This is a genomic window from Kitasatospora sp. NPDC005856 (assembly GCF_040629945.1).
GTDB lineage: Bacteria > Actinomycetota > Actinomycetes > Streptomycetales > Streptomycetaceae > Kitasatospora.
Map to the genome: position 1 here is coordinate 12,636 of NZ_JBEXWT010000050.1, position 12,922 is coordinate 25,557.

Annotated in this window: 8 protein-coding genes; 7 read left to right on the forward strand and 1 reads right to left on the reverse strand. The window is 72.3% G+C overall.

Annotated elements, in window-relative coordinates; all coding sequences use genetic code 11:
• Window positions 1-52: 52 nt before the first annotated feature.
• The 6 genes from ABZ449_RS26295 (at window position 53) to ABZ449_RS26320 (ending at window position 9,398) form a co-directional block, all read left to right on the forward strand.
• A complete protein-coding gene (locus ABZ449_RS26295) occupies window positions 53-1,627 on the forward strand; it encodes a sulfatase (protein ID WP_360350548.1) in 1,575 nt (524 codons plus the stop codon).
• Window positions 1,628-1,652: 25 nt separating this feature from the next.
• Entirely contained in the window at window positions 1,653-3,026 is a 1,374-nt protein-coding gene (locus ABZ449_RS26300) for an MFS transporter (protein WP_360350551.1), read from the forward strand.
• Window positions 3,027-3,041: 15 nt separating this feature from the next.
• Window positions 3,042-4,487: a sulfatase-like hydrolase/transferase gene (locus ABZ449_RS26305; RefSeq protein WP_360350554.1), complete on the forward strand. Its 1,446-nt coding sequence runs from the start codon at window positions 3,042-3,044 to the stop codon at window positions 4,485-4,487.
• A gap of 40 nt (window positions 4,488-4,527) precedes the next feature.
• Window positions 4,528-6,978: a glycoside hydrolase family 3 C-terminal domain-containing protein gene (locus tag ABZ449_RS26310; RefSeq protein WP_360350556.1), complete on the forward strand. Its 2,451-nt coding sequence runs from the start codon at window positions 4,528-4,530 to the stop codon at window positions 6,976-6,978.
• Window positions 6,979-7,080: 102 nt separating this feature from the next.
• Entirely contained in the window at window positions 7,081-7,422 is a 342-nt protein-coding gene (locus ABZ449_RS26315; protein ID WP_360350559.1) for a DUF202 domain-containing protein, read from the forward strand.
• A 113-nt stretch (window positions 7,423-7,535) separates the two neighbouring features.
• Window positions 7,536-9,398, forward strand: a complete 1,863-nt coding sequence (locus tag ABZ449_RS26320) for a sulfatase (RefSeq protein WP_360350562.1) — start codon at window positions 7,536-7,538, stop codon at window positions 9,396-9,398.
• 183 nt (window positions 9,399-9,581) lie between these two features.
• On the opposite strand, the gene ABZ449_RS26325 is transcribed toward ABZ449_RS26320, so the two are convergent.
• Complete coding sequence (locus tag ABZ449_RS26325; RefSeq protein WP_360350565.1) at window positions 9,582-10,118, reverse strand: hypothetical protein; 537 nt, start codon at window positions 10,116-10,118, stop codon at window positions 9,582-9,584.
• 562 nt (window positions 10,119-10,680) lie between these two features.
• Between ABZ449_RS26325 and ABZ449_RS26330 the strand changes: the two genes are divergently transcribed.
• Window positions 10,681-12,879, forward strand: a complete 2,199-nt coding sequence (locus ABZ449_RS26330) for a M4 family metallopeptidase (RefSeq protein WP_360350634.1) — start codon at window positions 10,681-10,683, stop codon at window positions 12,877-12,879.
• Window positions 12,880-12,922 lie beyond the last annotated feature (43 nt).

Here is a 12,922-nt window from a genome sequence, read left to right on the forward strand (position 1 = left end):
CGGGCGCACCGGCGCGGTCCCCTGCCCAACTCCTCCCCAGGAGTCCCCCCCCATGCGCATCATCTACGTCGACGTGGACACCCTCCGCGCCGACCACACCACCCCCTACGGCTACCACCGCCCCACCACCCCCCACCTGCAGGCCCTCGCCGAGAAGTCGGTCGTCTTCGACCGCTACTACTGCTCGGACTCGCCCTGCCTGCCCTCCCGCACGGCCCTGACCAGCGGCCAGTTCGGCATCACCAACGGCGTGATCGGACACTTCGGCCCGGCGGCGCAGTTCCGCCTCGACTCCGGGCACGGCCCCGAACCCGACCGTCCCCTGCTCGGCCAGGTCCTCGGCTTCGGCGGCCACTACACCGCCGCCGTCTCGGTGTTCGCCGAGCGCCACCGCGCCTACTTCTTCCACGCCAACTTCCGCGAGTCCATCCGCGCCACCGCCCGCTTCGGCGACGAGGAGGCCCAGGACGTCAACCGCGCCGCCACCGACTGGATCCGCCGCCACGCGGACGACGACGACTGGTACCTGCACCTCACCTACTGGGACCCGCACACCAACTACACCCAACCCGCCGAGTGGACCGAGAAGATGGCCGCCTCCGGCCCCGTGCAGGAATGGCCCGACGAGGACACCATCGCCGCCCACGCCGAGGTCTACGGCCCGCGCAGCGCCCTCGACCTGCACTACTCGCTGACCGGCGACGGCGCCTCCCCGGTCCCGCACAACATGCCCGACGCCATCCGCTCCCGCGCCGACTTCGAGCACCTGATCAACGGCTACGACGGGGCGGTCCACTACTGGGACCACCACCTCGGCCGACTCCTCGCCACCCTGGAAGAACTGGGCATCGCGGAGGAGACCGCCGTGATCGTCAGCGCCGACCACGGCGAATCCTTCGGCGAGCAGGGCTCCTACGCGGAGCACGGCCTGGCCAACGAACCGACCCACCGGCTGCCACTGGTCGTGTACTGGCCCGGCGTCACCGACGAACTGCCCGCCGAGGCCCGGCACAACGACGCCCTCCTCTACAACATCGACCTCGCCCCCACCCTCTGCGACCTCCTGGGCCTGCCCACCCCCGCGGGCTGGCAGGGCACCTCCTTCGCCGCCGCGCTGCGCGGCGAGACCATCGAGTCCCGGCCGTACCTCGTCCTCGGCCACGGCGCCCACACCTACCAGCGCGCGGTGCGCACCCGCGACCACCTCTACATCCGCACCTACCACCCCGGGGCCTTCCGGGCCGAGTGGGAGCAGCTCTTCCACGTCACCGAAGACCCCTACCTGACCCGCGACCTGCTCGCCGACGAGCCCGAACTCGCCGCCACCATGCGCTCCCACCTCGCCGAGTGGTGGAACGACCACGCCGGCCGCCCCGGCAGCCTGCCCGACCCGATGCAGGCGACCCTGCAGACCGGCCCGACGTACTACAACGACCCCGTCCGGTACGCCCGCCACCTGAGGGACACCGGCCGCGAGCACCTGGCCGAGGACCTCGAAGCCCGCCTCGCCTCCCTGAACGTGCCGGTGTCCTGGCACGCGCCCGACCGCCCGCGCACGGCCGAACTCGCGGCGCGCTGGGCGGCCCTGCTGCAGACCCGCGACCAGCGGTCCGTCCAGCCCGACTGACCCGCGCCACGCCAAGGGAGTCCAGATGTCCGCCGAATCCCCTCCGCCACCCACGACGGTGGCCTCCCCACCCGACTCCTCCGCCGACGGCCGGGCGAAGCAGGGCCGCTGGCGCCAACTCGGCCTGCTCAGCGCCGCCCTGGGCACCGACAGCGGAGAACACAGCGCCGTGTCGGTGATGTTCCCCGCGATGCGCACCGCCCTGGGCCTGCCGCTGTCGGCCCTCAGCATCCTCGTCGCCACGGGGCGGCTCGCCGGGGTGCTGTTCGGCCCGCTGTGGGTGGGCCTCGCGCAACGCTTCCCGCGCAAGTACGTCCTCGCCGGCTGCGCCGGACTGTGGGGCGTGTGGACCGTCGCCACCGGGTTCGCCCAGAACTACACCCAGCTCCTGGTGCTGTTCGCGGTCGCGGCGGTCGGGGTCGCCGGAAGCGGCCCCCTCGTCAACGGCATCCTCGCCGACCTCTTCGACGACCGGACCCGCGGCCGGGCGTCCGGCGTCCTGTTCGGCTCCGTCGCCCTGTTCACCGCGCTCCTCGGCCCGCTGCTCGGGCAGCTCTCCGTTCTCGACGGCGGCTGGCGGTACGGGTTCTTCGTCCTCGGCGGCCTGCAGCTGCTGGCGGGCGTCGCCATCCTGCTGTTCTTCGAGGACCCGGGCGTCGGCGCCTCCGAGCCCCAACTCGCCGGACTACGGGCGGAATCCCGCACGCCGCGCAGCCGGGCCTTCGACCGGGAGAGCCTGCGCCGGCTGATGGCCGTCCGCAGCTTCCCGCTGATGTGTCTGCAACGCCTGCTCAGCGCCCAGTTCGTGATGGTCGCCTTCGGCGTGGTGTTCCTGGTCGACGCCCGCGGTTTCGACAACTCCGAGGCCTCGCTGGTGGTCCTGCCCGCCGCACTGTCGTACCTGCTCGGCACGCTCGCCGGCGGGCTCGTCGCGGACCGTGCGCAGCGCCGCTTCCCCCGCGCGGGCCGCGTCGCCGTCCTGCAGGCGGCGTTCCTGGGGTACGGGGCCATCGCCTACGTCGCCACCCAGATCGCCTGGACACAACTCGCGGTGTACGCCTTCCTGTTCTCGCTGCTGGGCGCCCTCCAGGGCGTGCAGCCGGGCGTCAACCGGCCGGTGGTCATGGCCATCACGCCGCCCGAGCTGCGCAGCGCGGCCTTCGCCGTCTTCATCGGCATCGAAGGGGTCGGCTGGGCCGCCATCACCCTGGCGGTCGGCTACCTCGGGGACACCGTCGGTCTCCAGACCGCGTTCCTGTGGGTCCTGGTCGTCGTCATCCTCGTCAACGGCCTTCTCGTGACGCTGCTGTACCGGCCCTACGCCGGGGACGTCGCCGCCGTCCAGGCCGAGCTGGACCGCCGTGCCACCGAGAGCCGGCCCCTCCCGACCCAACCGTAGACCCAGGAGCAGCCCATGACGTCCCGCCCCAATTTCGTGATCTTCATGCCGGACCAGCTGCGGGCCGACGCGATCGGCGCGTTCGGCAACCCGCACATCAGCACCCCGCACATCGACGCCCTCGCGGCCCGCGGAACCACCTTCGACCAGGCGTACGTCCAGCACCCGGTGTGCTCGCCCAGCCGGGCGTCCGTCCTCACCGGCTGGTACCCGCACACGGCGGGGCACCGGACCCTCACCCATCTCCTCAAGGAGCACGAGCCGAACCTGCTGCGCATCCTCAAGGACGCCGGCTACCACGTCACCTGGGCCGGAGCCCGCGGCGACACCTTCGCCCCGGGCGTCACCGAGGCGAGCGTCCACGAGTACGGCTTCTCGGTCATGCCCACCGTCGGGTACAAGGGCGAGTACCCCGACGGCGTCTGGTCCCGGCTGTTCTACCGGGGCCGGGTGCCCGACGACGGGCGCATCGACCCCGACGAGGCCGCGGTCCGCTCCGCCGAGCAGTGGCTGGCTGACCCGCCCGAGCAGCCCTGGGTGCTGTTCGTCCCGATGGTGGCGCCGCACTGCCCGTTCCAGGTCGAGGAACCCTGGTTCTCCCGGTTCGACCGCGACGCCGTCCCCGACCCGGCGGCGCCCGGCGACCCGGCCGGCGAACCGCGCTACATGCGGGCGATCCGCGAACGCTACGGCATCGGCGAGGTCACCCCGGAGCAGTGGCGCGAGGTCGTGGCCACCTACTACGGGATGATCGCCCGCCTCGACGACCAGCTCGGGCGGGTGATGCGCGCGGTCGCGGACGCCGGCGCCGAGGACGACACCGTGACGCTGTTCTTCGCCGACCACGGTGAATACCTCGGCGACTACGGGCTGATCGAGAAGTGGCCGTCGGCGATGCACGACTGCATCACCCGCGACCCCCTGATCATCAGCGGCGGCGGCTTCGCCGGGGGACAGACCTGCGACGCGATGGTCGAGATGGTCGACGTCCTGCCCACCGTCCTGGAGCTGGCCGGTGCGGAGGCGCCGCACCGCCACTTCGGCCGCAGCCTGGTCCCGCTGCTGCGCGACCCGACCGCCCCGCACCGCGAGTACGCCTTCACCGAGGGCGGCTTCACCGTCGAGGAGGAGCCGCAGATGGAACGCCCGGGCTTCCCGTACGACCTCAAGGGCGCGCTCCAGCACGAGGACCCCGCCCTGGTGGGCAGGGCCGTCGCCGTCCGGGACCGGGAGTGGACGTACGTGTGGCGGATCTACGAGTCGCCCGAGCTGTACCACCGGGCGGGCGACCCACAGGAACGGACCAACCTGGCCGGCCGCGCGGAGCACGCCGCGACCGAGCAGCGGCTGCGGGACGCCGTGCTGCGCTGGATGGTCGAGACCGCCGACGTCATCCCGGCCGAGCCGGACCCCCGACTGCCCGAGGTCGCCCTTCCCGCGCCCGGCGCCGGTGCCCGCTAGCCGGAACCCGCCCTCCGAACCGAAGAAGGAAGCACCGAACGTGGACCACCCCGACCCCACCCCCGTCATCGAAGCGGCCCTGGCCCGACTGGACCTGGAAGCCAAGACCCGGCTCCTGGCCGGGCAGGACCTGTGGTCGCTGCCCGCACTGCCCGAGATCGGACTGGCCTCCCTGGTCATGTCCGACGGCCCGATCGGCGTGCGCGGCTACGCCGAGGGCGCCGACGACGACCCGTCCCTGGCCCTGCCCAGCCCCACCGCGCTCGCCGCGACCTGGAGCCCCGGGCTCGCCCGCCGCGCCGGCCGGGCGCTCGCCCAGGAGGCCCACCGCAAGAGCGTGCACATGCTGCTCGCCCCGACCGTCAACCTGCACCGCTCGCCGCTGGGCGGCCGGCACTTCGAGGCCTACTCCGAGGACCCGCTGCTCACCGCGCGCATCGGCGCCGGCTACGTCGAAGGGCTCCAGGAGAGCGGCATCGCGGCGACGGTCAAGCACTTCGTCGCCAACGACGCCGAGACCGAACGCTTCACCGTGGACAACCGGGTCCCCCCGCGGGCCCTGCGCGAGCTCTATCTCGCCCCCTTCGAGGAGATCCTGGCGACCGCCGGCCCCTGGGCGCTGATGTCGGCGTACAACGCCGTCAACGGCACCACGATGACCGAGCACCGCGACCTCCAGGTCGGCGTGCTGCGCGAGGAGTGGGGCTTCGACGGCGTCGTCGTCTCCGACTGGCTGGCCGCCCGCGACACCGTGCGGGCGATCCAGGGCGGCCTGGACGTGGCCATGCCGGGGCCGCTCACGGTCTACGGCCCGGCGCTCGCCGCCGCCGTGCGCGACGGCCGGGTCGCCGAGGCGACGGTCGACACCGCCGTACGGCACGTGCTGCTGCTCGCCGCGCGCCTCGGCCTGCTCGAAGGCGTCGCCCCCGCGGTGGCGCCGGAGCAGCGGCCCGCACCCCTCGACGGCATCGCCACGGCCCGGGAGATCGCCACCCGCTCCCTGGTCCTGCTGCGCAACGAGGCCCGGGCGCTGCCGCTGGACGCGAGCGCGCTGCGCAGGATCGCGGTGATCGGCCGGGCCGCCCGGGACGCCCGGTTCCGGGGAGGGGGCTCCTCGACGGTCTACCCCGAGCAGGTGGTCTCCCCGTTGCAGGGCCTGCGTGAGGCGCTGCCCGCCGAGGTGCTGGTCGACCACCTGGCGGGAGCCGACCCGGACGACGAACTGGGCGTCGCCGCCGAGGGGTTCACCCTGCGCGCCGTACTGCGCGACGCCGGAGGGAAGGTCCTGGCCGAGCAGCCGCTGGCCAGGGGGCAGCTGCGGTGGATGAGCACGGACCTGCCCGGCGGCGCCGACTACCAGGCCCTGGACACGGTCGAGATCACCGGCACCTTCACCCCGCGCGACAGCGGTGTGCACCGCTTCGGCACCGGCGGCTCCGGGTCCTTCCTGCTGACCGTCGACGGCGCCGTGCTGTTCGACGGAGCGGATCCGGAGGGCGCCGACCCGATGGAGATGCTGACTGGCCGTGCCCGTCAGCGGGGCGTCGCGGCCCTGGAGGCCGGCCGACCGGTCGAGGTCAGCCTCCTGGACCGCACCCCGAAGGTCTCCTACGGCCCGATCCACGGCGTCACCTTCGGCCTCGTCCACCGCGACCCGGAACACGACGGCGACCGGCTGATCGAGGAGGCCGTCGCGGCCTCCCGGGCCGCCGACGCGGCGGTAGTCGTGGTCGCGACCACCGAACGGGTCGAGAGCGAGGGCTTCGACCGCGCCGACCTGCGGCTGCCGGGCCGCCAGGACGAACTGGTCGCCCGCGTCGCGGCGGCCAACCCGCGCACGATCGTGGTGGTCAACTCCGGTTCCCCGGTGGAGATGCCCTGGCGTGAGGACGTCGCCGCCGTGCTGCTGTCCTGGTTCCCCGGCCAGGAGGGCGGCGCGGCCCTGGCCGACGTCCTGCTCGGCCGCGAGGAACCCGGTGGCCGTCTGCCCACCACGTGGCCCGCCCGGCTGGCCGACGCCCCGGTGCACCGCGTCACCCCCGAGAACGGGGAACTGCCGTACAGCGAGGGCGTGTTCATCGGCTACCGGGCCTGGGACCGGCACGGCACCGCACCGGCGTACCCCTTCGGGCACGGCCTCGGCTACACCGACTGGACGTACGAGCACATCGAGGCGCCGGACGCCCGCACCGTCCGCGTCCGGGTGCGCAACACCGGCGACCGGCCGGGCCACGAGGTCGTCCAGATCTACGTCGCCGCCGACGACCGCGACGGCGTCGAGCGCCCCCGGCGGTGGCTGGCGGGCTTCGCCTCCGTCACCGCCGAGCCCGGCGAGGCCGCCACGGCCGAGATCACCCTGCCGGAACGGGCCTTCCAGGTCTGGGACGAGGCCGCGTACGGCTGGGCGACCGTGCCGGGCGGCTACCGGATCCACGCCGGCCGCAGCGTCGCCGACCTGCGGATCTCGACGCACCTGACCATCGGTTCCTGAACGCCCCGATGGCCGGTCGGCGCACACCCGCGGAGCGATCCGCCGCCGGGTGCGCGCCGGCCCGCTCCGCGTCCTTCTCCGCCCGTCCCCGCAGGGAGACCCATGCCCACCGCGTCCCGCACCAGCCGTACCACCCCGTGGTACGACGAGGGCGAGGAACCGGACTACCGGTTCTCGCTCGCCAACGAACGGACGTTCCTCGCCTGGTTCCGGACGGGCCTCGCCCTGATGGCGGCCTCCCTCGCGGTGGCCCAGTTCGCCGCGCCGCACGCGCGGGGGACCACGGGAGCGGTGCTCGGTGCCGTACTGGCGGCGGTGGGCGCCCTGCTGTGCACGACGGCGTACTTCCGGTGGCGCGCGGTCCAGCGGGCGATGCGCTCATCGCGGTGGCCGCACTGGCCGCCACCACGAAGGCCGACACCCGCACCAGGCTGGCGAGGATGACGACCTGCGCGGCCGCCGCCGGCCTCCTGCTCGCCGTACGGACGGCACTGCGGGCATGAGGTGAGAACCGGACCGAGAACACCCCGACTTCCCCCACCCCCGGAGGTATCCCCATGAAAGCGATCATGGTCATGTTCGACAGCCTGAACCGGCGCTTCCTACCGCCGTACGGCGCGGACCGGACCCACGCGCCGAACTTCTCCCGGCTGGCCGAACACAGTGCCACCTTCGACACCTGCTACGCCGGCAGCATGCCCTGCATGCCCGCCCGCCGCGAACTGCACACCGGCCGCTACAACTTCCTGCACCGCAGCTGGGGACCGCTGGAGCCGTTCGACGACTCCGTGCCGCAACTGCTCGGCGAGGCCGGGGTGTACACCCACCTGGCCACCGACCACCAGCACTACTGGGAGGACGGCGGCGCCACCTACCACAACCGCTTCCGCACCTTCGAGTTCTTCCGCGGCCAGGAGGGAGACGCCTGGAAGGGACAGGTCGCCGACCCCGAGATCCCCGAGAGCCTCAAGCTGTTGCGCACCGAGTCCTTCCGTCAGGACTGGGTCAACCGTGCCCACCTCGCCGACGAGGCCGACCACCCCCAGACCCGGACCTTCGACGCCGGTCTGGAGTTCATCGCCACCAACCGGGCCGAGGACAACTGGTTCCTGCAGATCGAGACCTTCGACCCGCACGAGCCCTTCTACAGCTACGCCCGCCACAAGCGGCACTACCCGCACGACTACGACGGTCCCCACTTCGACTGGCCGGACTACCGCAAGGTCCTGGAGACCCCCGAGCAGGTCGAGCACGGCCGCCTCGAGTACGCCGCCCTGCTGTCCATGTGCGACGCCTCGCTCGGACGCGTCCTGGACGCCATGGACGAGCACGGGCTGTGGGACGACACCCTCCTGATCGTCTGCACCGACCACGGCCTGCTGCTCGGCGAGCGCGGCTGGTGGGGCAAGAACGTCCAGCCCTGGTACGACGAGACGATCCACACCCCGCTGTTCGTCTGGGACCCGCGCAGCCGGGTGCACGGCGAACGGCGCGCCTCCCTCGTCCAGACCGTCGACCTCGGCCCCACCCTGCTGGACTGGTTCGGCGTCGACCTCACGCCGGACATGCAGGGCCGGCCCCTGAGGGACACCGTCGCCGACGACACCCCCGTCCGCGAGGCGGGCCTGTTCGGCTCCTTCGGCGGCCACGTCAGCGTCACCGACGGGCGCCACGTCTACATGCGGGCCTGCGCCGAGCCGGCCAACGGTCCGCTGTCCGAGCACACCCTGATGCCCACCCACATGCGGGGCCGGTTCCGGCCCGAGGAACTGCGCGGTGCCGAACTCGCGCCGCCGTTCGGCTTCACCAAGGGAGTCCCGCTGCTCAAGGTCCCGGGGTTCACGTTCAGCAACCCGTACGCCTTCGGCACCCTCCTGTTCGACCTGGAGACCGACCCGGACCAGCAGCACCCGCTCGTCGACGAGGAACTGGAGCTGCGGATGGCCCGGCTGCTGGTCGAGCAGCTGCGCGCGGCCGACGCCCCCGAGGAACAGTACGTCCGCCTCGGCCTGCCGCCGGACGGCGCGGTCACCGAGGAGCACCTGCTCGCCCGCCGCCAACAGCCCCAGGCGCTGGCCGCCCTGCAGCCGCCCGTCCAGCCCGCCGACTACCCGGACCACCCCCTCGGCGTGAACACCCCGCTGAGCGAACTGCTCGCCGACCCCCGGGCCGGCCGGGTCCTGCGACGCCACCTGGGCGAGCAGGTGGTGAGCGGCGCCTACGCCGGCGCCGTCGGCGGCCTCTCCCCGGTCCAGATCTCCGCCTTCGTGCTCGGGCTGCTGCCGAGGCCGCGGCTCGACGCCATCGCCGCCGAACTGCGCGCCCTGCACGCGGACGGCGCCGACGAGCCGACGGGAGCCGGTGCCCGGGGCGGGCGGGACGACGGGGCTCGGGGCGGGCGGGACGACGGGGCTCCGTGACCGCGGAGGCCCGGGCCCTGCGCAGGGCCCGGGCGGCGGTACGGGTCGGTCCTCGTCGGCGGAGTCCTCGGGCCGGGGTCGACCCGGCTCCCTGACGACCGGCCGCCGGGCCCCGGTAACCCCGGGACCCTCCGAGGTCCACCCGCCTCGGCCGGCTTCACGCGGTGCGCGAAGCCGTCAACGCTACTTCTCGTTGACGCAGTACGCCCCCTTCTCCTGGAGCTCCACCACGATCTTGTCGATCGTCGCCGTGGGCAGATCCTTCAGGTCCCTGTCCTTCTTGGCCGCGTCTTCGATCCTCTTCAGGAGCCGCTTCTGCTCGTCCACCGACGGCTTCAGGGGGCCTGTCATGACTTCAGCGTCGACGATCCTCTGGAGCGCCTTGAGCTGGGCGTCGGTGAGATGCGCCTCCTTCCCCTTGCGCGCAGTATTCTCCTTCTCCATCTCCGCGTTGACGCACTTGACGACCTTTTCCCGTTGCGCCTTCCCGTCCTCCGCCGAGGCGTGGGTGGGGCTGCAGAGCAGAAGGGCGGTGGCCGCCATGAGTGTGGCGGCCGGGCGAGCGAGATTCATTCCGTTCCTCCAGGATCGCCGGACGTCGCCGTCCGGGCATCGTTGCCTTTGAAGACGTGCGTCGAGCGCCGATCGGGTCCGAGACCGATCCGTCCGTGCCGGATCCGCCTCCTTCACAGTGCTCGGCCTGCTGCCGATCTTCGCCATGGTGAACAGGAAGTCCCCGTAGCGACACACGCGGGTGGGCCCACGGCTGGTGGGGTGGTGGTGGCTTGATGCCACGACCACCCCACGCGAGTCGTGCGTGCGGGCACGAGGGCGACCGGCGTCGACGCCTACCGGTTCATGGCCTTCGACCGCCCGCCCGGGAGTTCGGGAAGGAGGGGCCGGGGACGGTGCGGGGCGGTCCCCGGCTCCCGTCTGATTTCCCCCCGCATTACCCGCCTGCTGACGGTGGATTACCTCGACATTACGTCTATCACGAAGCATTCCGGCCAACTTGTCGCCGCACGGGTGACGCGTTCCCAACAAAGATGGCACTGTACCGTCCCATCGCTGCAGTGGCCCTTGCTGTCGCACGCGCACCATCCGCTGCGGCGATCACGCGGAGACTGTCCCCCACTCGAACCACCAGCTCTACCGGGCGGCACCAACCCTGCCCTCCCGGCTGGCTCCGGCCGTACCCACGCGGCCGTCGCAGAAGGAGTTCAGTGTGACTCGATCCTCCCGAAAGACCACCGCCGCAGGCGCGTTGATAGCCAGCGCCGCGATGATCGTCGCTGTTCTGACATCCGGTGTCGCCGCCGCCGACGAGGCCCCCGCCGAGGCCCCCGCCGGGGGACAGGCCATCGCCGGCGCGCTGCCGGTGCAGCTGTCGCCGGAGCAGCGCGGCGAGTTGCTGGCCTCGGCGGACGCGTCCCTGGCGGAGACCGCCAGGTCGCTGAGCCTGGGGTCGAAGGAGGCGCTGGTCGTCAAGGGCGTCACCAAGGACGCCGACGGCAGCGTGCACACCCGTTACGAGCGGACCTTCGACGGACTCCCGGTGCTCGGCGGCGACCTGGTCGTCCACACCGCCGCGGACGGCTCCACGAAGGGCGTCACCAAGGCCACCGACGCGGACATCGCCGTCGACACGACCGCCAAGGAGAGCGCCGACTCGGCGAAGGGCCTCGCGCTCGACAGCGCGGAGGGCGCGAAGGTCGCGGAGCCGGCGGCCGACGGCGCCCGCAAGGTGGTCTGGGCGGCTTCCGGCACCCCGCGGCTGGCCTGGGAGACGGTGGTCACCGGCACGCAGGAGGACGGCACGCCGTCCGAGCTGCACGTCATCACCGACGCGAACTCCGGCAAGAAGATCTTCGAGTACCAGGGCATCGAGACCGGCGTCGGCAACAGCAAGTACTCGGGCCAGGTCACCATCGGCACCTCGGCGGTCGGCGACGGCTTCGCGATGACCGACAACACCCGCGGCGGCCACAGCACCTACGACCTGAACGGCACCAGCTCCACCAAGAAGCTGTTCACCAACCCGACCGACACCTGGGGCGACGGCACCGTCGCCAACCGGCAGACCGCCGCCGTGGACGCCGCCTACGGCGCCCAACTCACGTGGGACTACTACAAGAACGTCCACGGCCGCAACGGCATCAAGGACGACGGCGTCGGCGCCTACACCCGGGTCCACTACGGCAAGAACTACGTCAACGCGTTCTGGTCCGACAGCTGCTTCTGCATGACCTACGGCGACGGCGAGGGCAACGTCAAGCCGCTGACCTCCATCGACGTCGGCGCCCACGAGATGACCCACGGCGTCACCTCCGCCACCGCGAACCTGATCTACAGCGGCGAGTCCGGCGGCCTGAACGAGGCCACCTCCGACATCATGGCCGCCGCCATCGAGTTCTGGGCGGGCAACTCCGAGGACAAGGGCGACTACCTGGTCGGCGAGAAGATCGACATCAGGGGCAACGGCACCCCGCTGCGCTACATGGACAAGCCCTCCAAGGACAGCCGCTCCAGGGACAGTTGGTCGACCGACCTCGGCTCGATCGACGTGCACTACTCCTCCGGCCCGGCCAACCACTGGTTCTACCTGGCCTCGGAGGGCAGCGGCGCCAAGACCGTCAACGGCGTGGCCTACGACTCCCCGACCTCCGACGGCCTGCCGGTGACCGGCATCGGCCGGGACGCCGCCGCCAAGATCTGGTACCGCGCCCTCACCACCTACATGACCTCGTCGACCAACTACGCGGCGGCCCGCACCGCCACCCTGCAGGCCGCCGCCGACCTGTACGGGCCGACCAGCGCGACGTACATGAACACCGCCAACGCCTGGGCGGCCATCAACGTCGGCCCGCGCGTCGTCGACGGCCTCATGCTGGACCCCGTCGCGGGCCAGATCACCGCGATCGGCGCCCCCGCCGATCTCCAGATCAAGGCCGTCAACTTCAACCCCGGCATCGTCACCTACCACGCGACCGGCCTCCCCGAGGGCCTGACGCTCCACCCGGTCACCGGCCGCGTCACCGGCGTCCCGGCCCTTACCGGCACGTACACGGTCACCGTCACCGCCAAGGCCTCCCACCACAGCAGCCTCGCGACGACGTTCACCTGGAAGGTCTCCCGGGGCATCTACACGAACACCACCCCCCTGCCGATCCCGGACGGGGGCCCGGCGGTCTTCTCGGACATCGTCGTCGACCGGATCCCGGACCGGGCGCCGAGCGACCTCAAGGTGGGCGTGGACATCAAGCACACCTGGCGCGGCGACCTGGTCGTCGACCTGGTCGGCCCGGACGGCACGGTGTACCCGCTGAAGAAGAGCAACGTCGGGGACTCGGGCGACAACGTCATCGAGACCTACACGGTGGACGCCTCCGCCCAGCTCGCCAACGGCACCTGGCGGCTGCGGGTGCAGGACATGTACCGCACCGACTCGGGCCGGCTCGACGGCTGGAAGATCATCTTCTGACCGCGTCCGCACTGAGCACTGACCACTGAGGTGATCCGGTCGG